General features: G+C 43.5%; 21 protein-coding genes. 10 read left to right on the top strand and 11 right to left on the bottom strand.

Annotated features, from left to right (window positions below; all coding sequences use genetic code 11):
- Positions 1-10: 10 nt before the first annotated feature.
- The 5 genes from OI18_RS12775 to OI18_RS12755 all read right to left on the bottom strand — a co-directional run bounded on the left by OI18_RS12775 (position 11) and on the right by OI18_RS12755 (position 5,037).
- Positions 11-649, bottom strand: a complete 639-nt coding sequence (locus OI18_RS12775) for an SDR family oxidoreductase (RefSeq protein WP_039140342.1) — start codon at positions 647-649, stop codon at positions 11-13.
- A gap of 83 nt (positions 650-732) precedes the next feature.
- Positions 733-1,803, bottom strand: a complete 1,071-nt coding sequence (locus OI18_RS12770) for an alpha/beta hydrolase family protein (RefSeq protein ID WP_052273176.1) — start codon at positions 1,801-1,803, stop codon at positions 733-735.
- Between the two features lie 51 nt (positions 1,804-1,854).
- On the bottom strand, positions 1,855-2,820 hold the full coding sequence (locus tag OI18_RS12765) for an alpha/beta hydrolase (protein WP_039140340.1): 966 nt from the start codon (positions 2,818-2,820) through the stop codon (positions 1,855-1,857).
- Positions 2,821-3,021: 201 nt separating this feature from the next.
- Complete coding sequence (locus OI18_RS12760) at positions 3,022-3,993, bottom strand: alpha/beta hydrolase (RefSeq protein WP_052273175.1); 972 nt, start codon at positions 3,991-3,993, stop codon at positions 3,022-3,024.
- A 195-nt stretch (positions 3,994-4,188) separates the two neighbouring features.
- The gene (locus tag OI18_RS12755) at positions 4,189-5,037 is read right to left on the bottom strand and encodes a helix-turn-helix domain-containing protein (RefSeq protein WP_039140336.1); all 849 of its coding nucleotides are present in this window, start codon (positions 5,035-5,037) and stop codon (positions 4,189-4,191) included.
- 226 nt (positions 5,038-5,263) lie between these two features.
- On the opposite strand from OI18_RS12755, the gene prpB reads away from it, so the two are divergent.
- From prpB to OI18_RS12740, 3 genes are read left to right on the top strand one after another with little or no spacing between them, the layout of a single operon-like run.
- Complete coding sequence (gene prpB / locus OI18_RS12750) at positions 5,264-6,163, top strand: methylisocitrate lyase (protein WP_205410042.1); 900 nt, start codon at positions 5,264-5,266, stop codon at positions 6,161-6,163.
- Positions 6,153-7,304 carry a bifunctional 2-methylcitrate synthase/citrate synthase gene (gene prpC, locus OI18_RS12745; protein WP_039140333.1) on the top strand — a complete coding sequence of 384 codons (1,152 nt, stop codon included), beginning with the start codon at positions 6,153-6,155 and terminating at the stop codon, positions 7,302-7,304. The genes prpB and prpC overlap by 11 nt, the downstream gene beginning before the upstream one ends.
- Positions 7,305-7,324: 20 nt before the next feature.
- Positions 7,325-8,776: a bifunctional 2-methylcitrate dehydratase/aconitate hydratase gene (locus OI18_RS12740; RefSeq protein WP_039140331.1), complete on the top strand. Its 1,452-nt coding sequence runs from the start codon at positions 7,325-7,327 to the stop codon at positions 8,774-8,776.
- A gap of 3 nt (positions 8,777-8,779) precedes the next feature.
- Here OI18_RS12740 and OI18_RS12735 read toward each other — a convergent pair whose 3' ends face one another.
- The 4 genes from OI18_RS12735 to OI18_RS12720 form a co-directional block, all read right to left on the bottom strand.
- The gene (locus OI18_RS12735) at positions 8,780-9,721 is read right to left on the bottom strand and encodes a DMT family transporter (RefSeq protein ID WP_039140329.1); all 942 of its coding nucleotides are present in this window, start codon (positions 9,719-9,721) and stop codon (positions 8,780-8,782) included.
- A gap of 18 nt (positions 9,722-9,739) precedes the next feature.
- Positions 9,740-10,264: a helix-turn-helix domain-containing protein gene (locus OI18_RS24905; RefSeq protein ID WP_205410041.1), complete on the bottom strand. Its 525-nt coding sequence runs from the start codon at positions 10,262-10,264 to the stop codon at positions 9,740-9,742.
- A gap of 423 nt (positions 10,265-10,687) precedes the next feature.
- Positions 10,688-11,596, bottom strand: a complete 909-nt coding sequence (locus OI18_RS12725; protein WP_039140325.1) for an alpha/beta fold hydrolase — start codon at positions 11,594-11,596, stop codon at positions 10,688-10,690.
- A gap of 132 nt (positions 11,597-11,728) precedes the next feature.
- Positions 11,729-12,133, bottom strand: a complete 405-nt coding sequence (locus OI18_RS12720) for an ester cyclase (RefSeq protein ID WP_160290230.1) — start codon at positions 12,131-12,133, stop codon at positions 11,729-11,731.
- A 223-nt stretch (positions 12,134-12,356) separates the two neighbouring features.
- On the opposite strand from OI18_RS12720, the gene OI18_RS12715 reads away from it, so the two are divergent.
- The 3 genes from OI18_RS12715 (at position 12,357) to OI18_RS12705 (ending at position 15,472) form a co-directional block, all read left to right on the top strand.
- Positions 12,357-13,049 carry an NUDIX hydrolase gene (locus tag OI18_RS12715; RefSeq protein WP_039140320.1) on the top strand — a complete coding sequence of 231 codons (693 nt, stop codon included), beginning with the start codon at positions 12,357-12,359 and terminating at the stop codon, positions 13,047-13,049.
- 140 nt (positions 13,050-13,189) lie between these two features.
- Entirely contained in the window at positions 13,190-13,993 is an 804-nt protein-coding gene (locus tag OI18_RS12710) for a phosphoribosyltransferase family protein (protein WP_039140318.1), read from the top strand.
- A gap of 18 nt (positions 13,994-14,011) precedes the next feature.
- The gene (locus OI18_RS12705; protein WP_039140316.1) at positions 14,012-15,472 is read left to right on the top strand and encodes a nicotinate phosphoribosyltransferase; all 1,461 of its coding nucleotides are present in this window, start codon (positions 14,012-14,014) and stop codon (positions 15,470-15,472) included.
- Between the two features lie 21 nt (positions 15,473-15,493).
- On the opposite strand, the gene OI18_RS12700 is transcribed toward OI18_RS12705, so the two are convergent.
- Positions 15,494-16,204 carry a hypothetical protein gene (locus OI18_RS12700; RefSeq protein WP_039140313.1) on the bottom strand — a complete coding sequence of 237 codons (711 nt, stop codon included), beginning with the start codon at positions 16,202-16,204 and terminating at the stop codon, positions 15,494-15,496.
- 104 nt (positions 16,205-16,308) lie between these two features.
- Complete coding sequence (locus tag OI18_RS12695; protein ID WP_039140311.1) at positions 16,309-17,646, bottom strand: hypothetical protein; 1,338 nt, start codon at positions 17,644-17,646, stop codon at positions 16,309-16,311.
- Between the two features lie 150 nt (positions 17,647-17,796).
- On the opposite strand from OI18_RS12695, the gene OI18_RS12690 reads away from it, so the two are divergent.
- From OI18_RS12690 to OI18_RS12675, 4 genes are all read left to right on the top strand, one after another.
- Entirely contained in the window at positions 17,797-18,711 is a 915-nt protein-coding gene (locus tag OI18_RS12690; protein WP_039140309.1) for a helix-turn-helix domain-containing protein, read from the top strand.
- 13 nt (positions 18,712-18,724) lie between these two features.
- Entirely contained in the window at positions 18,725-19,384 is a 660-nt protein-coding gene (locus OI18_RS12685; RefSeq protein WP_039140306.1) for an NAD-dependent epimerase/dehydratase family protein, read from the top strand.
- Positions 19,385-19,463: 79 nt separating this feature from the next.
- Positions 19,464-20,000, top strand: coding sequence for an RICIN domain-containing protein (locus OI18_RS23800; RefSeq protein ID WP_152616816.1), 537 nt, complete (start codon positions 19,464-19,466; stop codon positions 19,998-20,000).
- 42 nt (positions 20,001-20,042) lie between these two features.
- Complete coding sequence (locus OI18_RS12675) at positions 20,043-20,909, top strand: SDR family NAD(P)-dependent oxidoreductase (protein WP_039140304.1); 867 nt, start codon at positions 20,043-20,045, stop codon at positions 20,907-20,909.
- Positions 20,910-21,597 lie beyond the last annotated feature (688 nt).

The raw sequence follows: 21,597 nt of genomic DNA, 5'->3' as shown, positions 1-21,597 counted from the left end.
CGATGTTTGTTTAGTAGAATGCAGGTTTGTCGCCATATACCCCGGGCTTATTTACGCCTACGCTTGCTTTCCTGTCATTTTCAGGATGTGTGATAATGCTGGTAATGTATGCCGCCACAGCTTTCCTTGAGACTTCAGTTCCCTTAAATGGCTCACCCTTTTGTGTGATTTCATACTCGACCTCGTTTTTGTCTGTCAACCAGGAAGGTCTTACGATGGTGTAATCCAGGGCAGAGCCTTCAATAATGTCTGCCGCCTTTCTGTAAGTGGTCAATGCAGAGCCGATCATCCTGTTATTCCATTTACCAAAGGCACCCGGAACTTCATCGTAAATACCAAGTGATGTCACAAATATCAGGCGCCTGACATTGGCGGCTGACATTGCATTTACAATTTGCTTTGCCATCTTATCTACGTTACCTGAGAGGTTTGCATATACAAGATCCTGTCCTTTAATTGCTTCATTCAGGTCATTATCATTTAACACATCGCCTTCAATAATTTGGGCCAGTGAATGGTAGGCCTGTAAATGGCCAGCATTTCTTGCGAATAGCGTCAATTCAATATTCTTATCGTTCTTTAGGAATTCGATTACGTGCTTTGCAATGGCACCGCCCGCACCAAGCACCAGGACTTTTCTTTTTTCCATTTTTTATTGTATTGATTTGCCATCAATAAAAGCCGAAGTAAAGGCTTCGGCTTTTATGATTTACTAGAGTTTCCAACGTGGACTTAATTTTCCGAAACAAGTGTACCCGCTTTTGAAGATTTGGTTTCTGCCTGTTTCATATGCTTGTCGAAAAAAGCAAGAACTTTTTCCGGGGTTCTGCCGAAATAGTTGTAGCCATCCCGGAAACGGTGTGTAGTGCCTTCGATCCAATGCAATTCTTTTTCCTTGCTGGGTATTTTATCAAAAGTGGCCTGTGCATCTTCGGGGTTTTTAACCCAGGCATCTTCTTTTACCTGCCACATCAGCAAGGGCATTTTTATATTTTTAGTATAGAGCTTCGGGTCCATTTCAGCTCTCGTAAAACCGCCTGCTTTCACTAGTTCCAGGTCCAGAAGTTCGAGGTATTGACTTACTCCCAGCAATTCTGTAAATGCCTGGTAGATTGAACCCATAGAAGGGACCAATGGACTTGCCATACATAAAACATTCTGGAATAAGTCAGGTCGTTTGTCAATTGCTACGTATTGCGAACAGCCACCCATACACTGGCTGAACAAGGCTACTTTCATTTTACCGAGCCTGGGGTGATTGTCCACATACTTTTTGACACCTACACAATCTCTCCATTCCAATAATCCAATACCGCAAACATTGTTATTGGCTGAGCCGCTTTGCCCGTGATTTCGGATATCATAAGCCAATACATTATAGCCGGCATCGGTTAAATGTTTCATTTGAATAACAAAATCTATTTCAACGGCTTCAAAATTACTCCAGGGTTCGCCCAGGTGTCCCTGGAACCCTGCGCGGCACATCGGCAGGGCATGATTGAAGATTATCAGTTTATCGCTTTCACCACCCTTTGCCGGAATGTACCAGCCGTTTAAGGGTACGCCATCGTCTGCCTGAAAATAAATGTCCTCCCAGTTGGTCATTCCGTAGTCATCCGGTGTTTTATGCAGGATACTTCTGAAATCCCTTCGCACTACCGCTACCATTCCCTGGATTTTTGCATAATCTTCAGGCGAAATAGCGTTTAACTGATCTACTGCTTTTTCTAAATTTTCTTTAGATATTCTTGCTTTACCGGTAGATTGACTTTCTATGCCAGATAGATTTGAGCTATTTTTCATGATTTTCCTTTTAATAATTGAAAAGCCTTTTACTTAAACCTCGTTACTATGTTATGCAACTGCTCCAGCTTTATCGCTCTTTGCACTGGCTGTAACATTCTGCAGGTTCTTATTAAAGAAATCAGCCAGAACCGAAACAGCTTCATCCACATATTTTGTTACATCATACAACGACATGTGGTTGGCGCCTTCAACAATATGGAAATCTTTGTCATTACTTGCCACCCGGTTAAACAGGTCATCACTCATCCACTTGCTGCCTGCAACACTGCCTGCTATTATTTGTAATGGCTGTGTGAGAAATGCTTCTGCTTTGTTATAAGCATCGTAAGAAATAATCTGTGTAAGGCTTCTTGCTGTCGCAAATCCGGGAGCTGTCGGATACTGGCAACGATCGGTATGATAATATTCCCAGGCTTCCCTTAGTTCTTCATTAGGTGCATCTTCTTCTTTTAAGGGTGCCAGCGGTATGGTGGCAATAGCAGCGCCACCTGCATCGCTTGTTCTTGCATTTGAACCTGCTACCAGGTAAGGAAGGGCATCTGCATCTTTTACATTGTTATCCCAACCATTGCGGAACATTGACCCGATGTTAACTGCACTTACGGTTCCCACTGCTTTGATGCGATGGTCATTAATAGCCGCATTTGCTGTGTAACCTGCACCGGCGCAAATGCCCATTGCACCGATATTTTCAACGTCCACATATGGGAGCCCGATCATATAGTCAATCGCCGCACTTACATCTTCTGTTCTGATATATGGATTTTCCAGTTGACGGGGTTCACCCGTGCTTTCGCCCTGGTAAGAAGCATCATAAGCAATCGTTACAAAGCCTTGTTCCGCTAACTTTTTCGCATACAAACCTGATGCCTGCTCTTTGACTCCTCCACCGGGATGGCTGACAATGACAGTTGGGTATTTTTTATTTTCCTTAAATCCCTCAGGAAAATTAATAACGGCCGATATAATTATGTTTCCGTTGTTGCTGTTTTTGAAGTTGATTTTTTGTGCCATAAAAATTTATTTTAAAATGTCAGGACTTGTTTTTCACAAGTCAAAATTAAAATGAGACACTGCCGTTAAACGAAAACAAATCACTCTAAAAAGGAAACATTTTACGGATTCACATCCTTCATGATGTTATTATTTGTGTGCAGGGCATTGGCACAAAAAAGCCGGAGTATTACTCCGGCTTTCATCATTTCACATTCAAGTTTAAACAACTGCTTCAGCTTTTGTGCTCTTTTGTTGTGCAGGCACATACTGAAGATTTTCTTTAAAGAAGGGAATTAATTTATCCAGGGCGATTTTTACTGGTTCCGGTTTGTCGTACAGATCGTAATGTGACCAACCTTCAGCGATTACTAATTCTTTCTTTTCGGATTTTGCTCTTCTCATGATTTCCAATCCGTCCCTATATGCCCCAAAACCGCCCGGCTTGTCACCAATAACCACCATCAAAGGTTGTGTTAGCAATACCTCTGCCAGGTAAAAAGCGTCCCAACCTACTGCTGCACTGTTGTGTGAATATAAAGAACGGTTCAACCCGTTTGGTTTTTGTCCTCTTGGAGTTCGGTAATAGTCTGTAGCTTCTAAGACATCGATGTCTTTGATCCCTGCTTTTTTTCCTGCTTCAACAGAAGGCGGAAGCAAGTCATCTACACGCAATTTTTCTCCCCTGGCTTCAGCAGTCCGTTGTTCGGCAATTTTTTCCAGTGCCCCAATAGGGTCATAATTGCCAAAGGCTTCTCTCCAGAGCCTTCCATAATTCGCTCCTGTAACGGTACCAACAGCCTTAATGCGGCGTTCTGTCATAGCAGCATTGATTGAATAGCCACCGCCACCGCAAATACCTAAAACACCGATACGTTTTTCATCCACATAAGGAAGTGTTACCAAATAATCACATGCACAACGGAAGTCTTCTACCCTTAAAGTCGGGTCCTCAATAAATCTGGGCTCGCCGCCACTTGATCCTTGAAAAGAAGCGTCAAAGGCTAATACTACAAAACCTGCATCAGCTAACGCCTGGCCATATACATTTCCGGAGGTTTGTTCTTTACAGCTTCCAATTGGATGAGCACTGATAATCGCAGCGTATTTTTTACTTTCATTAAAATCAGGAGGGAAGTAAATATCTGCTGCCACATCCCAGGAAAGATTTTTGAATTTTACTGATTCTTTCATCTTAAATAATTTAGTAGTTAATGATTTTTATTGTTTTCATATATCGAGATTAAGGGGGTGTCCTGAAAAGGGGGAATTAACTTGTCAGATGATCAACTACGATGAATTGCGTTTATTCAAAATTAAACGCACGCACTAGTGGTAACGAAAACAAATCCCTCAAAAAAGGAAACATTTTACTGATTGCTAAGGTAGCTACTGATTCCGGAATACTTTAGGAGTAATTCCGGTTTCTTTACGGAAAAAGCGTGTAAAGTATGTGGGGTAATCAAAGCCCAGGCTGTAGGCTATTTCGTTGACAGATAATTTTGTCAGGCGTAGTTTATTCTTGGCAATATGAATGATGTGTTGATGTATATGCTCAATAGGCGAGTTGCCTGTGAAATGCTTCACCAGGTTTCCAAAGTAGTTTGTCGACAGGTTGGCTTTTTCAGCAAAATATCCAACGGATGGCAGGTTTTTTACAGATGCCTCATCGCGGAAGTAAGCGTGTAATTGTTCATAAAAATCTGCCACCACTTTGTGGTATATTTTACTCCGTGATTCAAACTGACGTTCATAAAAAGCTTGTGCATAGGTGAGTATGAGCGCTGAATAAGAAACTATTATGTCCCTGGAAATTTGATTCTTTGCAAATTCCAGGTGTGCTTTAATAAATAAATCATACAAAACTACCTTCTCATCATGCTTAAGAAAAAGTGCTTCGTGATTATTGTAGTCCATAAACTTGTAATCCCTGGCAAATTTACCTAATAACTTTTCGCTGATGAGTATACTGTAACCGGAGATCGGTCCCGTCATTTCCCATTCCATAGCGTTACCCGGGCCACTCAAATAAACATACGAGTCTGACATTTCTTCTATCGGGGGCTGAATGTCTACATTTTGTTTAATGGCTAAAAAATAGAAATCGATTTTGACAGGCGGAGATTTCAATAGAATATTCTCATACTCGTCATAGTGAATTACCTGGAGACTGTCATTACCGGTTCCTTTTATATTTATGTATTTTAAAAAGTCGGGTATATTGAATGTCTTTCCCACCTGGATAGTCTCTTAATTGAATTTACAAATTAACTACCCGACTACTGGTCTAAATGAAAACTTTTAAAGGACAAAAGGAAACATTTTACTGATTTTAACCGCTCCTGGTTCTTGAACTCACCATGGTTAGCCAATCCCCGTTTTCGGATTGTACGGCAGCACTTATTGTTATGTATCTTGTGTATAGCATTTTCCCCAGGGGATGCATACAAATAACAGTATGAATATGAAAGATAGTTTAGGTTCAGCTGGACTTCGATTCAGGCAGGCAATGGAAAAGGAAAAACCACTTCAGATCGTCGGTGCCATCAACGCCCAACACGCCTTACTCGCCCGGCAGGCAGGTTTTAATGCTATCTATCTTTCAGGAGGCGGTGTAGCAGCAGGTTCGTTAGGTATTCCGGATCTTGGAATTACAACGCTGGACGACGTATTGACTGACGTTAACCGCATTACCAATGTATGTGATTTGCCGCTGATGGTTGATGTCGATACTGGTTTCGGGCCTTCCGCCTTCAATATTGCCCGTACGGTCCGTTCATTGATCAGGGCTGGAGCGGCTGCCCTTCACATGGAAGACCAGGTCGGTGCCAAGCGATGTGGCCACCGTCCCGGTAAAGAAGTGGTAACCAGGGAAGAAATGGTTGATCGCCTGAAATCTGCGGTAGACGCACGCACCGACGGGAATTTCGTGATCGGGGCTAGAACAGATGCATTTGCGGTTGAAGGACTTGAAAAAACACTCGAAAGAGCCGTAGCTTACAAAGAGGCAGGGGCGGATTTCATCTTTGCTGAAGCCGTACCGGACCTTGGCGCATATCAAAAATTCGTGGATGCCACCGGCCTCCCGGTGCTTGCCAATATAACGGAGTTCGGGATGATAAAAATGTACACTGTCGATGAACTGAAAGCAGCCGGGGTGGAATTGATCCTGTATCCGCTCTCCGCATTCCGTGCGGCCAATAAAGCTGCCCTGAATGTTTACGAACACATCAGGAAAGACGGCACGCAACAAAATGTACTGGATACCATGCAAACCAGGGAAGAGTTGTACAGGACCATCGGGTACCATGACTATGAACAAAAGCTGGATGAACTCTTTAAAACGAAATTCGATGGAAACTAACACTTCATCATCATTTCCCCCGAAGAAACATGTAGCGCTTTCCGGTGTGGCTGCAGGAAATACCGCTCTTTGTACTGTGGGCAGAAATGGCAAAGAATTGCGTTACCGGGGATACGATATTGCCGACCTCGCTGAAAAGGCAGCATTTGAGGAAGTCGCATACTTATTGATTTATGGTGATTTGCCCACGCAGGTGCAACTCGATGCTTATAAAAAAAGATTGAAAACGCTGAGGGGGCTGACTGATCCCGTGAAATCTATTCTCAGGAGTATTCCGGCGTCTGCAAACCATATGGATGTATTGCGCACTTATACATCTTTTCTTGGATGCCTGGCAGGAAAGGAAGACCACACAGAAGGAGGTGCCAGGGCAATCGCCGATAAACTGTTGGCTTCATTTAGTTCCGCCCTTCTTTACTGGTATCATTATAGTTCCAATGGGAAAGAAATAGAGGTGGAAACTGATGATGAAACGATTGGTGGACATTTCCTGCATTTGTTACACGGCAATGTTCCTCCCCGGTCATGGGTACAAGCCATGCAGGTTTCATTGAACCTGTATGCGGAACATGAGTTCAATGCTTCCACTTTCACCGCCCGTGTTATTGCCGGTACAGCTTCGGATCTGTATTCGGCGGTTACTGGTGCCATTGGGGCACTGCGTGGACCAAAGCATGGCGGGGCCAACGAAGTGGCATACGAAATCCAAAGCGGTTATAAATCGCCCGATGAAGCGGAAGCTGATATTAAAGACCACTTAGCCCATAAAGATGTCATTATTGGTTTTGGACATCCTGTTTACACGGTTTCCGACCCAAGGAACGCAGTTATTAAAAAAGTTGCGAAGAAGCTATCTGAGGAAGCCGGTGATATGCTGCTGTACAATATTGCAGAAAGACTGGAAACGGTAATGTGGAATGAAAAGAAAATGTTCGCCAACCTTGACTGGTTTTCAGCTGTCGCCTATCACCTGATGGAGATACCTACAAAGATGTTCACCCCGCTGTTTGTGATTTCGCGGGTTACCGGCTGGAGCGCTCACATCATTGAACAGCGACAGGATGGAAAGATCATCAGGCCTGGTGCTAACTATATCGGTCCCGATGACAGGGAATTTGTACCGATAGAAAAAAGGAAATAGTCATAACATTCAAGACCAAGATGTCATCATACATTTCAAACGAAAGACCCCAACCGGATAAAGTACTATCGGATATTGCAGACTATGTATTGAATTATGAAATTAAAAGTGACCTGGCCTGGAAGACAGCCCATTACTGCCTGCTGGATACCCTTGGCTGCGGTTTTGAAGCCCTGACCTACCCGGCCTGCACAAAATTACTCGGCCCCATAGTAAAAGGTACTATCGTTCCCAATGGTGCTAAAGTGCCTGGAACGCAATTTCAACTGGACCCCGTCCAGGCAGCCTTCAATATCGGCGCCATCATCCGCTGGCTGGATTTTAATGATACCTGGCTGGCAGCTGAATGGGGGCACCCGTCTGATAACCTGGGGGGTATCCTGGCTACGGCAGACTGGCTGTCAAGAGCGCAGGTAGCAGAAGGAAAAGCTCCCTTGAAAATGAAACAAGTACTTGAAGCGATGATCATGGCCCATGAGATCCAGGGTGTGATGGCATTGGAAAATTCTTTTAACCGTGTCGGCCTCGATCACGTGCTGCTTGTAAAGCTTGCTTCAACGGCAGTGGTAGGAAAACTGATCGGGTTAACCCGCGAGGAACTGATCAATGCGATATCACAGGCATTTGTAGACGGACAGGCTCTCAGGACCTATCGCCATGCGCCCAATACCGGCAGCCGCAAATCGTGGGCTGCTGGTGATGCCACTTCGCGGGCAGTGCGCCTTGCATTGATTGCGAAAACCGGTGAGATGGGTTATCCTTCCGTACTGACCGCCAAAACCTGGGGCTTCTACGATGTATCATTCAAGGGAAATGCGTTCACCTTTCAAAGGCCTTATGGCTCTTATGTAATGGAACATGTGCTGTTCAAGATTTCCTTCCCTGCAGAATTCCATTCCCAAACAGCAGTGGAGGCTGCCATGACGCTTCACGATAAACTGCACTCCCTCGAAAAGACTGCCGCTGACATTAAAAGAATTATTATCCGTACCCATGAAGCAGCCATCCGCATTATCGATAAGAAAGGACCGCTGAACAATCCGGCTGATCGCGATCATTGCATTCAATATATGGTTGCGGTTCCGTTAATCTTCGGGCGACTGACTGCTGCCGATTACGAAGATGATGTAGCCGCTGATCCGCGAATCGATCTGCTCCGCCAAAAAATAGAATGTGTGGAGGATAAGCAGTTCAGCAAAGATTATCTCGACCCCGAAAAACGCTCCATCGCCAATGCTATGACAATAGAGTTGAATGATGGAACTGTTTTAGACGAAGTGGCAGTAGAATACCCCATCGGGCATAAACGCAGAAGGGAAGAAGGAATTCCTGAACTCATCAGGAAATACAAGATCAATCTCGCACGAATATTTCCTGAAAAGCAGCAAGAGGTTGTACTTGACTATTCGCTGGACTTTGAAAAGCTTGCGGGCCTGGATGTAAATGAGTTTGTAGACCTGTTGGTGATTTGAAGGTTACTCTTGATTCGATGAAGAAAAGCCAATACTATGTAATATCATTCCCAGGACTATAAGTACCATTCCTATAAATGCATATCGGTCAGGTAGCGGAGCATTCAGGATCAGGATTTCTCCCAACAGGGCAAACAGTACTTCTGCTGATTGGGTGGCTTCAACCCTGGCCAATGATTTCTCATCATTCCGGACTTTGTCGGTTGCCAGGAAAAACAATGCGGTTGCCACCACACCAGAGGATATTGCCACAATAAAGGTTTGTGTGTACTGATTACTACCTGGCAACGTACGATTTACAAACAAATCGTATCCACTTAACAATAGCCAGAATGGTAAACTACCCAGCAGCATCCCCAGGATTCGCTGATACACATCCAGCCGGCCGCCGGTAAGCTGCATCATTTTACGGTTGCCCAAGGGGTATGCAAAGGAAGCTGTTAACACCGGTAGCGTTCCCAGTAAAAGATGGTCGAAGGTAAATTTGCTCGCTTGGCTTACCTGCATGATAACAATTCCGCACAGGATGATACCTGAAAAAAACAACGAGGATAGGAGGTTGTTTTGCTTTGCCTGCGGTTGTTTGTTGATCAGCGGCGACAGTGCAATGCCGGCAATAATAGTGACTTGCCAGGTACCCGCTACCAGCCAGGATGGGCTATACGCTGCCGCAAAAGTGAGCGGAGCATAAAAAATGCCGAAGCCTACTGTACTCCAAACTATCCATTGCAGGGGATTTCTTTTTATTTCGTTCCATAAGACGCTGAAGTTTTTCCTGGAAAGAACGATCACCAGGAAGAATGGAAGCATCCAGAAGAAGCGTAGAGATGCACTCCAGATCCAACTGCCATCATCCAGCGACATTACCCGGTTTACAATAAAGGTCACGGCAAAAAACAGCGATGCCAGCAGGCCAAGCATTAAGGCCTTGTAAGAATTACCCATGAAAATATAAGTGGAAGATTAATTTTCAGCGAGAAACTTTGTCCTGAATCCCGATGGCGTTTCACCTGTTTTCTGGACAAAAAGCCTGCTGAAATAGGCAGGGTCTTCATATCCCAATTCATATCCGATCTCTTTTGCCGTCAGGTTCGTGTGGACCAGCAAACGTTTTGCTTCCAATACAATCCTGTTCTTGATGATATCGTTAGGTTGGGGCAGGTTGAGCCTTTTGAATTTATGAGTGATCGTCTTAGGTGCCATAAACAGAAGTTCAGCATAATTGGCAACATTATGTTTCTGTTTGTAATGATCCTCAACCAACAAGGTGAATTTCCTGAAGAAATCCAGGTCGGCGTTTTGTTGCACAAGCTCCTTGTCCAGGTTTTGTTTTTTCCACACGCGTGCGGATTTAAGAAACAGTTGTTTCAGGTACGTACGTATCATTTCTTCCAGGGAAGTATCTTTCTGGTTGAACTCATCCGCCATCTGGTCGAAAATGTAATTAAAGAAAGTCGTTTCTTCTTTGTTCAACGTTATCAAGGGCATATTGTGAATATTATTGAAAAGGAGCCCATCACAAGCAACTTCATTGTCGTGGATTTGAATGCAATAGAAATCACGATTGTAAAAAATAAAATGCCCGCCTTCAATACCCGGTTTTATTAAATGTAAATACTGATTTGGACTGATGAAAAACAAAGAAGATTGTTTTACGGTATATTCCGTTAGGTCAACCTGGAGTTGAAAGCCCTTTGGCAGGAACAGGATTTTAATATATTGTTTATAGGCATCGCCATTAATCCGGACTGCGGTTTCTTCGTTCAGTGGTATAAGTCCTAAGATTTTCAGGTCACTCTGAAATAATTGTTCACTTATCATTTCCTAAAGCAAATAAGATGTAGAATACAAATTTAAAAAGGTCGGATACACCGGGTCGATATTTAGATGTTAAAAACGGGCATTGTATTTTTATTTTCCTGCAAATTTTTCCAGTTCAGAGTTGAATTTCTCAGCTTCTTCCACGAACAAGGCATGTCCGCTGTTTTCGAACTTAACGATGTAAGAATTCGCGATCCCTTTGTTAAGTTGTTCTGCAAATGTGAAATCGCACAGTTTGTCGTGGGTGCCATGAAAGATTGCCACCGGAATTTTGATTTTTGCCAGGTCAGGGCGAAGATCGAGGTCACGCAATGCGGTGATAGATTGGGTAATTGCATAAGGCCACGCTTCCAGGTTAATGTTCTCTAACCATTTTTCCACGTTCTTCGAGATGTTGCCTTCTTTGGCAGGAAACGATGCGCCGAAACTGGCGATCAGGTCTTGCCGGCCTGTCAGGGTAGCATTGATGAGACCATCGACATCTGATTTAGACAGACCAAAGGGAAAGCCTTCGCGTTGGATCCAGGATGGCGCAGCGGCCGCAAATAGAGCCAGCTTGCTTATGTGGGCTGCATTGTATTTTGTAACATAATGAATAACCACAGCTCCGCCCATAGAAAAACCGCCCAATGTAGCATCCTGGATTTTTAATTTTTCCAGTACCGCTTTAATATCGTCTGAGAATACATCGAAGTCATATCGTCCATAAGGCCTGTCAGATCTTCCAAAACCTCTTAGGGTAATACCAATTACCCGGAACCCTTTCTTTGCAAGGGATTGATATTGGTATTCATACATGGCATCGCTCAGCGGCCAGCCGTGTATCAAAACGATAGGTTTGCCTTCTCCGATGTCGGTAACATGAAGTTTTACTCCTTTCTCCACTTCAATGAATTCTTCCCTTCCGGCTGAGGCTGGTACTCTTTTCCCTTGTGCTAAAAGAGGCTGACTAAACAGCAAACTCATAAATAGGCCGACTAATGCAATAACTGATTTCATTTTTTAAGATTTTAAGAGGCGAAATAGAATTGAAATGCTTATTTGATATCGCAAAGATGAGATAAGGTCAGCCCAGGAAGAATGGATAAAAGTGGATGCGTATTGTACTTATTTCCCAAGATAGAAGCCTGGTTATGCCTGAATCTGTGTAACGAGTGTAATAAAATCCGCGACCTCCCAATGTTCTGCGAATTGCCCGTTCTCTATCCGATAAAGCTGGAATGCTTTTGCATCCACCAGGTTTCCTTTGGCTTTGAAGCTGCCATAGTCACCATTATGCACGCCTTGAACGCTATTGTAAACGGCCACCTTATCTCCTTCGGCAATTATCGCGTGTATTGGAAGCTTTAGGTACTTAAACACTGCATGTAGGCCGGAAAAATATTTCTTCAATACTTCGCGCCCGGGACTTTGACCAGGCAAATGGTCGTCGTAGTTTATTGCTACTATCGAATCGAATTCTTCTAAACGATTATTTTCAATGGCAGCGAAGAACCGTAGAACAAGGGCTTTGTTTTCTTCAATATTTGTAGTCATTTGACTGGTTTTTGTTGCGTTCCGCTTCGTGCCCCGCATAGCCCATTTAATGAGTGCGCAGTCTTGAGTATACATTACCGATAGTCAATCGGCGTGCCGGTATTCTAAATCGTTAGTTTGCAATATTTTAATTTTTTGTGAGGGCTAATAGAATATTGCTATTTCAATAAACATCGAAAAATATGGTGATGGCAGTAAATACCTGTAATTTTGCGTTGATTGTATGCAAAATAAATCTTCCGGTATAAAAGTGGCTGTGGACGCCATTGTTTTTGGTTATTCAAAACACGACGGGATTTCTGTATTGTTGATTCAACGGAAGTACAAACCGTATAAAGACATCTGGGCAATTCCAGGGGGCTTTGTCTTAGAAGATGAAAGTTTGGAAGATGCAGTGAAACGTGAACTGTTGGAAGAAACTGGCATTACAGTAAATTACCTTGAACAGCTGTACACATTTGGTGAACCGAATCGTGATCCACGTCAACGAGTGATTTCCATTGCTTATTTTGGGTTAGTAAAAACATCACAGTACCAGGAATTGAAAGCCAGCACAGACGCAGAGAACGCAAATTGGTTCAGCATAAAAAAACTGCCATCGCTGGCCTTTGATCACAAGCAGATGATCACTGCTGCTATTGAACGTTTGCGTGCAAAAGTGCGATATCAACCTGTTGGCTTTGAGTTGTTGGACAAGAAATTCCCATTCTCCGATTTGGAGAAATTATATTTAGCATTGCTTGATAAGGAGATCAATAGGAGAAACTTTAGCAAGAAGATTTTGTCCTTTGATTTTCTTGAAGAAACAGGTGAACTATCAAAGCCGGAAGGTAAAGGTCGCCCGAGCAAAATGTACCAGTTCAATCCAAAGCGGTATAAGGAATTACTGAAAGAAGGTTTTCACTTCGAAATATGATTTTCATCCTAGGCGGTTATCTAACTACAACCCAGTTTAACAAGTTAAGCAATGTTGTAGGATTAATATGCGTAAAAAAGAAGCAAAAAAAGTTGGATATATCAATTTCCGATATTAATATTGCTTAATAAATACGCAAAATGAATGCAAAGACGATCAATCTGAATAAAGGCACGCATGTCAAACGGTTTGTTTTCCCTGATAACCAACCGCACGTAATTCTGCAGGATATCAATGAAGGGGAACATGTAACAGTTATTTGCTCTATTACCGATAGCAATATTTTATTGCAGCTTTTGCAAACAGCAAACGCAATTGGCCATGCGAAAGCGCTAAAGAAAAAGCTAATTATCCCTTACCTTATGGGGGCCAGGTTTGATCGCCTGATGGTAACAGGGGATAGTTTTGACCTGGAAATGATTTCCAGCTTGATCAACAGCATGCAGTTTGAGCAGGTGTTTTTATTCGATGTCCATTCCACGGTTGCTCTTCAGTTTATCTCTAACGCAGTAAATATCACCAATTCTGAGCTGGTAAAATCATACAAAAAAGAGAATGCAGTGTTGATATGCCCGGATAAAGGTGCGGCAAAGAAGGTGAGCGATTATGCGGAATGGAATCCTAACCTCACCGAGGTGGTGTATTGTAATAAGTCACGTGACCTGGGTACTGGTGCAATTACCTTGCAGGTGATGGAACCGGAAAAATGCAAGGACAGGAATTGCGTGATTATAGACGATCTCTGTGACGGTGGCGGCACATTCCTGGCTATTGCACAACAGGTGCAACCGGCACATCTCACGCTTATAGTTACACATGGCATTTTCAGTAAAGGTTTTACCGCACTGGAAAAACCCTTTAACGAAATCATAGTAAGCGATAGCTACCGGGATGAATTTGATTCTGACATCATACAGGTAGTACCTTTTTGTCATTCTTTTTAATAAACATCATTAAGTAAAATGAAAGTAAATCCTTTCCTATTAACGGATTATTATAAAGTAGGCCACGTATTTCAATACCCTGATAAAACAGAACTGGTGTACAGCAACCTGACACCCCGCAAAAGCAGGTTACAGGATATTGATGAAATGGTCTTTTTCGGGTTGCAATACTTCATTAAAGAATATCTGGTCAGTTATTTTAATGAAGAAATTTTCCAACAGCCGAAGGAAAAAGTGATGGCTGATTATAAAAGACGGATCGTTTCTTCCCTGGGAGCGCATCTGCCTTCTTACGAACACCTGGCAGCACTGCATGACCTAGGTTATCTACCAGTTGAAATAAAAGCATTGCCCGAAGGTAGCAGAGTACCCATGCGTGTACCATGTCTAACAATAGTTAATACTATATCGGAATTTTACTGGCTCACCAATTTCCTTGAAACTTTACTGAGTGCCGTTATCTGGCAGCCAAGTACCAGCGCAACCATCGCGTATACCTATCGGAAACTGTTGAACAAATATGCTTGTGAAACTGGAATGCCAATGGATTTTGTACAATGGCAGGGCCATGATTTTTCGTTTCGGGGAATGAGTTCCCTTGAAACATCTGTACTGAGCGGCATGGGGCACCTGTTAAGTTTCACCGGGACTGATACCATTCCTGCTATTGACGCTTTAGAGCAATACTACAATGCCAATGCCGATTTGGAATTAATTGGCGGCAGCGTTGCAGCCACGGAGCATAGTGTTATGTGCAGTGGAAGTAAAGATGGCGAACTTGAAACCTTTAAGCGATTAATTACACAGGTATATCCCACCGGTATAGTAAGCATTGTGAGTGACACATGGGACTTATGGAAAGTATGCACGGAATATTTACCAGCATTAAAAGAGATAATTACAAATCGTAATGGCAAAGTTGTAATTCGGCCTGATAGTGGGGATCCGGTGAAAATTATCTGTGGTGATCCTGATGGTAATACAGAAGCTGAACGGAGGGGTGTGATTGAATTGTTGTGGGATGTGTTTGGCGGGACGGTTACAGATAAAGGATTCAAATTACTGGACCCACACATTGGAGCAATTTATGGGGATAGCATTAACATTGAACGGGCCACTTTGATCTGTGAAAGACTGAAAGCAAAGGGGTTCGCTTCGCAGGTAGTTTTTGGTATCGGCAGTTACACCTATCAATACAACACCCGTGACACATTTGGTACAGCCATGAAAGCAACCTATGTAGTGGTTGATGGCGAAGGACGGGAAATATTCAAAGATCCCGTAACAGACGATGGTACAAAAAGGTCAGCAACTGGCTTGTTGCAGGTGAAAAGGGAAAACGGATCTTATGTGTTAATCGACAGGGTAAGTTGGGAAGAAGAAAAACAGGGTGAATTGAGAACAGTTTTTAAAGACGGAAAGCTAGTAAGGGAGTGCTCTTTACGGGATATTCGCAAGCACTTAAGTGTAAAAATTTAACCGGTTTTCTCTGTTTGTTTATTAAGGTTTGCTGTTCAGCGGAGAACCAACGGGGAGGTCACAACGATGTCCAGGTTGACCATGCGAGGGGTTCACGGCAGGCGCTACGGCAACAGGTTGAGCAGGAATTGAAATTGCTGGGGCAGTAGGAGCAGCAATGGTGCTGGCAGGGGCTGAAGGAACTGCGCTGGCGGCTCTGGCGGCGGAATTTAACGGAGCGCCCACCGCAATATCACAACGATGGCCAGGCTTACCATGAGCCGGATTCAACGCATTTGTTTGGATGGTCTGCGGTGTGGCAATGGAGGGTAATTGTCCGGAGCTTCTTGTTGGAAATAAAGAAGGAGTAGCCGGATTTCGGTTGGAAGCATTGGCTGCATTTGCAAAGCCGGCAATCCTCGGCGCCCTAACAGGAGGAAGAACTACCGTAGAAGAATTATTGGCAGCATTGGGAGTATTGTTTGGAGCAGCATTTGGGATTAATCCACCTACAGGAATATTGCATCTGTGTCCGGGTTGACCGTGCGCCGGATTAATAACAGGTACGGAAGCAGATGCAGGTGAAGGTAATGGAGCAATGGCCGGAGCTGGAGCAGAATTCGCAGCTGCTGCAGCTGAAGTTGAAGTTGCAGCGGGGGAAGTGCTGTAAGAATTTTCATCAGGCAAACCCTGATCGCAGGAAATCAGTAAAAAAGCCAGGAGGCCGGCTGATACCAGGTGTAACTTTTCCATGTTCCATGGGTTTGGGTTACAATCAAAATACAAATAATTCGGTTCAAACGAAATCTAATGGAGAAGTATTTACAACTCCGGCTTGCTGGAAAAATTCAAGCCGGTTACCGGGATACACCAGGCTCAGTTTCTCCGGGTTTCTTGAACTCAAGCAGGTATTCAGATAAGTAGCGGCTGTCTTTCCCATCATTGTCTTTGTAAAAGAGCCTGGCTTTTTTACCGAGGCGTAATGAGGTGAAACGGGCTGCCTTATCTTCTGCACTGTTTATTGGTTGCAGCGACGGATACCAGACAATATGCCCGGGTTTTTCGATCAAAAGGTCGGGCACTGACCAGTCCTGCGAATTGGCTCCTGCCGATAGATCGGCATGTGGATTAAATGAAATGTAGATGGCACCTCCCTTCCAGCTCGGGCCTTCTGCACTGGCCATGAGCATGACCCAGCAGCTGAGGTAGGTATTCCAGCTAACGGAGGGGCCCCAGTAATAGAGGGATGTGGGCGAAGATGCCGGTCCGCCTCCCTTTGCCAGCGGGATCTGGAGCCTGGTAACTGGTTTGCCGGTACTGTCGCCTGGCGCTTTAAAGGAGGTTCCGTTCCAGCGGAAAGCTTTGCCGACCGGGTTATCGAGGTCTTTCAATGCAATGCGGGCTATGCTGATGCACTGTCCTTCCCACTCGGTAGCCGTGTCGTAACGGCTAGGGTCATATGCGCCGGGATAACCGTATTCGCCGTAAAAAATATACAACCAGTCTCCATTGGCAACTGCAGAGGGGTCGCCTACTCCACCGGCAAAATTAATTCCATTGTTATGAGGCTTCAGGATCAGCCTCGGCTGGTAGTCCTGCAGGATAATGCCTTTGTCGGTCCAGCTTTTTCCCCCGTCGGTTGATTTCATGATCCCGATGCGGCAGACTGCTGTTTTGGTATCCGGACCTTTTAAACCCTGCGGCCAGTTGATGTCACGATAGCCTTCACCCGTAATACTGTCATAAGGCAAAGTGGAAGGATAATTTTCGTTGTGGTACAAGGCAAAAAGCGTTTGCCCGGTAGCGTCAGATGAATCCTGGTACATGGTTTCAAACCAGGCAGCGCCATGGAGCCCTGGTATTCCGGGAGGGGCATTAGGCGGCATTCCGGGTTCGGTGAAAGCAGATGGCGGGTGCAGGAATACTTCATCAACCGTTGTGCCGGAGGCATATTTTAGTTCATGGGCTTCTCCCCATAACGGGTCTTCACCATACTTCCCGGGAAAGATGCGAAAGCTATCGCCCACCCATACGGTGGCCATATTGCAATCGACAAATGAATTGAACAGGAAGGTTTCAGCAGGAATAAGGGAAACGGCGGGTGTTGCTTGTTTTGCGGGCTGCGGATCGGACTGGCATCCGGCGATAAAAAGGAACAACAGTAAATATGACCAGGGGAAATTCCGGCTATACATCGTTTCAGGTCTTTAATGATTAGTAAAATAATAATTAATCGTTTTTTGGCTAATTTTCTTCGCGGGCTTTTTTGGATACAACTACCTGAGATTTAGATACACACAGACACCTGGGAATAGGGAACTTTGTGTTACTATCATAAAGAGACAATGAAAGACAAGGCGCATACGGTACTGAATTCTATATCCCAGCTTCATTCATTGCTGAAACTAAAGAAGTCAGCGCATCCGTTAGTAAGCGTTATTAGAGCGGAAGACGTAGATGTTAAGAGCATTCAAATTACAGAACCTGTTATTTTCAACTTCTATGTAATAAATGTAAAGACGAACTGTAAAGGCAAGATTAAGTACGGACAGCATTACTATGATTTTGATGAAGGCGTAATGACATTTGTTGCCCCAAAACAAAGAATTGAACTGGAAGAGCCGACAGGCTCAAAATCAGAAGGGTGGATGCTTGTCATCCACCCCGATTTTCTTCACGGCTATCCTATTGCAAAGAAAATGAAGGACTTTGGTTTTTTCTCTTATGCCGTAAATGAAGCCCTGCACTTATCAGATAAAGAAAATCAGGTTATAAATGGCATCATGCAAAATTTGCAGGATGAGATAGCAGCTATTATAGATGGGTATACGCAGGACGTGGTTGTTTCTCATATAGAATTGTTACTTAACTATAGCAACCGTTTCTATAATCGACAGTTTATTACCCGAAAAAAGGCTTCCAGCGACTTGCTTGTGAAATTTGAAGAGCTGCTAACAGCTTACTTCAACGGCGATGTGGAAGGGCCGGAAGGCTTGCCATCGGTGCAGTATTTTTCAGACAAGCTGTTTGTTTCTCCCAATTACTTAAATGATATGCTGAAAAACCTGACGGGTCAGACAACGCAGCAGCACATTCACAATACAGTAATCGGGAAAGCAAAGGAACTACTAAGCACGACTAATTTGTCAGTAAGCGAAATAGCTTACCAATTAGGGTTTGAATACCCACAATCGTTTAACAAGCTGTTTAAGAACAAGACCAACGTAACACCGCTGGAGTTTAGACAGTCATTCAACTAAAAGTCAGTTAACTATGAAAGTTATTATAACAGGAACTACAGGAATGATTGGTGAAGGAGTGCTAATTGAATGTTTGAACAATCCGGAAATTACAGAAGTCTTGAGTGTAAGCCGTAAGCCAACAGGCAAGGCACACCAGAAACTAAAAGAGTATGTTGTTCCAGACTTTCTGTCGCTAAACGTGAATGATGAAAAGTTAAAGGGTTATGATGCTTGTTTCTATTGCGCAGGCGTAAGTGCGGTAGGTATGAAAGAAGAAGACTACAGGCGTATCACCTACGACACAACTATACATTTCGCAAAAGCTTTGCAGCCTAATCCAAATATGTCATTTGTTTATGTAAGTGGCGGTGGTACTGACAGCACAGAAAAAGGCAGAATAATGTGGGCAAGAGTAAAGGGCAAAACGGAAAATGATTTGGCGAAACTTCCTTTCAAACAGGTTTTTGGATTCAGGATAGGTTTTGTCAAGGCTGCTGCCGGTCAACAGCATGTTCTGTCATACTATAAATATGTTTCCTGGCTTTTTCCTGTTGTAAAAACATTGCTGCCCAATATGTACAGCACGATGAAGGAGGTTGCAAAAGCAATGATTTACTTCTCAAAGAATGGTTATGGCCGTAATGTGATTTATGTGAAAGACATTCGCCAGGTAAGCAGGCAATCCAATTAACATACCAGTTGTGCAAAACTGTTTTTAAGCTGCAAATAGCAGCAAGGGCACTGTTATGGCTAAAATTCAGCAAGCAATCATGAAAAGGATATTTATCATTAGTTCAATAGTAGCCGGCATCGTTTTGATAGTGACCCAGGTAGCCATATCTACCCGGGTACGAAAGGACATCAAAAAGAAACTGGCGTTTCAAAATACCTATGCCATTCAGAATGTTTCTTCGGGTATGTGTGTAAGACCCCTGGATGCCGGATATAAAAACGGAAATGAAATTATTGCATACAATCATAAAGATTGGGAATGCGTCACCTGGGAAATGATTGAAATTGGCGACAGTGCTTTTTTACTAAAAAACCTGTTTACTGAAAAGACATTCCAACCCAAATCAGGACCTAAACCAGGTGTTGGGCTTTGGCAACAAACATTAGGTGGAACTCCCCTTCAGCATTGGGAATTCATCAGGCAACCGGACGAAACCTACCTGGTACGCCTAAAAAGTACCGAACTGTATTTAACTATTTCTTCAAAAGCTGAGAATGCGCCAATAGTTCTGATGCCATTGGAGAAGTCAGATAGACAACGATGGAAACTGATCAGGCAAACGCCCTGGATTTAAACCGCATTTTTCATTCAAACACATTCAAACAACTATTCAGACATGGAGCAGAAAACCATTCTTATAACGGGTGCTACAGATGGCATTGGTAAAATAACCGCAAAATCGTTAGCAGCGCAAGGTCATATAATTATCGTTCATGGGCGCAGCAGGCAGAAAGCAGAAGCTGTGTGCCAGGAAATTAAATCTGAAACCGGAAATGACAAAGTAGATTATGTGTTAGCTGATTTGCTTTCAATGGCAGACATTAAACGCATGGTAGCGGATTTCAAATCCAGGTATTACCACTTAGATGTACTGATAAACAATGCAGGGGCTTTCTTTAATAAGCAAAGAGAGATCACAAAGGAAGGCTTTGAAAAGACGATGGCCCTCAATTTGTTTGCTCCGTTCTTATTAATGCAATTATTAACAGAGGTATTGGCGAAAAGTCCTTCAGCACGTATCATTAACATGTATTCTGCCATGCACAAAAGGGGTGGAAAACCTGACTTCAACGATTTTCAATTAGTGAATAGTTACAAGCCTGCAAGGGCGTATGGTCTTTCCAAATTATACCTGGTATGGATAACAAGGCACATGGCTTCAGAACTTCAACAGAGGGGAATTACAAACATTACCGTGAATGGCACACATCCCGGTGCTGTAGCAACCAATTTTGGCCAGGATGCTGACAAAGGATTTTTTATCAACCTGGTCTTCAAAGTTGCCTTGCGTTTTATGCCCAGGCCGGAAGCGGGTGCAATATCAAGTATCTATCTGGCTACTTCACCTGAAGTAGAAGGCATTAGTGGTCAGTTTTATGATAGCAAAGCAAAAGTGGAAAAGCCGGATGATAAGTATTGGTCCGTTCAAAATGAGCAGAAGGTTTGGGATTATTTACAAAGAACCCTGGAACCATATCTGTAGTCGAGTATTGAAAGCTTCTTCCATATCATTCAATATCCTGCAGTGGTGTTTCTCTGTTCCGATCTCTGCCAAAATACCGTGAAAACCTTGCAGGAATCAGCAAGTGCTTATAACTTGATGCCATGCAAAAAACTAACCTCCCGCCGGTGCTAGAATTTGTGAAAGACGCTGACATCTTCGACCTGTCCAGGATCGAATGTAGACACAACACAACCTTCATTTTGGGAGCGAAAACCTTTATTTCAGGCAAGTTTTAAGTCTCGGATTTTCTATCAATTATTTCGTCTGATTCGAAATGTCTTAATTGGATGGACCAATTATTCTGCGTTTGCAACCTATTATTCCTGACTTTAGTGCAATTCTGAAAAAAGTTTGGAAACGATGATCCATTTGAGTAGAGTTTGCAAAACCAAATTTTATACAACTACAACTTATTTGGATCAGGATCAGAACTTCCTTTCTCAAATCAGATGTTCTATCCATCATCTCAATTCAGGCTGATGATGCGACGGATTCGAAACATTTGCTAACAGAAGGGAACCATAGGGAGAGCAAGGGGAGAGTAAGGGGATAATGCCGTGATAATGCCGTCTATTCACTAGAAAAGCAAGAGGAAAGCAAGAGGGAAGTAAGAGGAAAGTAAGAGGAAAGTAAGAGGAAAGTAAGAGGAAAGTAAGAGGAAAGTAAG

This window comes from Flavihumibacter solisilvae, from assembly GCF_000814475.1.
GTDB classification, from domain to species: domain Bacteria; phylum Bacteroidota; class Bacteroidia; order Chitinophagales; family Chitinophagaceae; genus Flavihumibacter; species Flavihumibacter solisilvae.
This window is presented reverse-complemented; position numbering and strand designations above follow the sequence as displayed.

What these genes read in the sequence shown, in the direction of transcription:
- OI18_RS12775 (WP_039140342.1), bottom strand. Translation starts at nt 649, where the DNA reads ATGGAAAAAAGAAAAGTCCTGGTGCTTGGTGCGGGCGGTGCCATTGCA.
- OI18_RS12770 (WP_052273176.1), bottom strand. Translation starts at nt 1,803, where the DNA reads ATGAAAAATAGCTCAAATCTATCTGGCATAGAAAGTCAATCTACCGGT.
- OI18_RS12765 (WP_039140340.1), bottom strand. Translation starts at nt 2,820, where the DNA reads ATGGCACAAAAAATCAACTTCAAAAACAGCAACAACGGAAACATAATT.
- OI18_RS12760 (WP_052273175.1), bottom strand. Translation starts at nt 3,993, where the DNA reads ATGAAAGAATCAGTAAAATTCAAAAATCTTTCCTGGGATGTGGCAGCA.
- prpB (WP_205410042.1), top strand. Translation starts at nt 5,264, where the DNA reads ATGAAAGATAGTTTAGGTTCAGCTGGACTTCGATTCAGGCAGGCAATG.
- prpC (WP_039140333.1), top strand. Translation starts at nt 6,153, where the DNA reads ATGGAAACTAACACTTCATCATCATTTCCCCCGAAGAAACATGTAGCG.
- OI18_RS12740 (WP_039140331.1), top strand. Translation starts at nt 7,325, where the DNA reads ATGTCATCATACATTTCAAACGAAAGACCCCAACCGGATAAAGTACTA.
- OI18_RS12735 (WP_039140329.1), bottom strand. Translation starts at nt 9,721, where the DNA reads ATGGGTAATTCTTACAAGGCCTTAATGCTTGGCCTGCTGGCATCGCTG.
- OI18_RS24905 (WP_205410041.1), bottom strand. Translation starts at nt 10,264, where the DNA reads ATGCCCTTGATAACGTTGAACAAAGAAGAAACGACTTTCTTTAATTAC.
- OI18_RS12725 (WP_039140325.1), bottom strand. Translation starts at nt 11,596, where the DNA reads ATGAAATCAGTTATTGCATTAGTCGGCCTATTTATGAGTTTGCTGTTT.
- OI18_RS12720 (WP_160290230.1), bottom strand. Translation starts at nt 12,133, where the DNA reads ATGACTACAAATATTGAAGAAAACAAAGCCCTTGTTCTACGGTTCTTC.
- OI18_RS12715 (WP_039140320.1), top strand. Translation starts at nt 12,357, where the DNA reads ATGCAAAATAAATCTTCCGGTATAAAAGTGGCTGTGGACGCCATTGTT.
- OI18_RS12710 (WP_039140318.1), top strand. Translation starts at nt 13,190, where the DNA reads ATGAATGCAAAGACGATCAATCTGAATAAAGGCACGCATGTCAAACGG.
- OI18_RS12705 (WP_039140316.1), top strand. Translation starts at nt 14,012, where the DNA reads ATGAAAGTAAATCCTTTCCTATTAACGGATTATTATAAAGTAGGCCAC.
- OI18_RS12700 (WP_039140313.1), bottom strand. Translation starts at nt 16,204, where the DNA reads ATGGAAAAGTTACACCTGGTATCAGCCGGCCTCCTGGCTTTTTTACTG.
- OI18_RS12695 (WP_039140311.1), bottom strand. Translation starts at nt 17,646, where the DNA reads ATGTATAGCCGGAATTTCCCCTGGTCATATTTACTGTTGTTCCTTTTT.
- OI18_RS12690 (WP_039140309.1), top strand. Translation starts at nt 17,797, where the DNA reads ATGAAAGACAAGGCGCATACGGTACTGAATTCTATATCCCAGCTTCAT.
- OI18_RS12685 (WP_039140306.1), top strand. Translation starts at nt 18,725, where the DNA reads ATGAAAGTTATTATAACAGGAACTACAGGAATGATTGGTGAAGGAGTG.
- OI18_RS23800 (WP_152616816.1), top strand. Translation starts at nt 19,464, where the DNA reads ATGAAAAGGATATTTATCATTAGTTCAATAGTAGCCGGCATCGTTTTG.
- OI18_RS12675 (WP_039140304.1), top strand. Translation starts at nt 20,043, where the DNA reads ATGGAGCAGAAAACCATTCTTATAACGGGTGCTACAGATGGCATTGGT.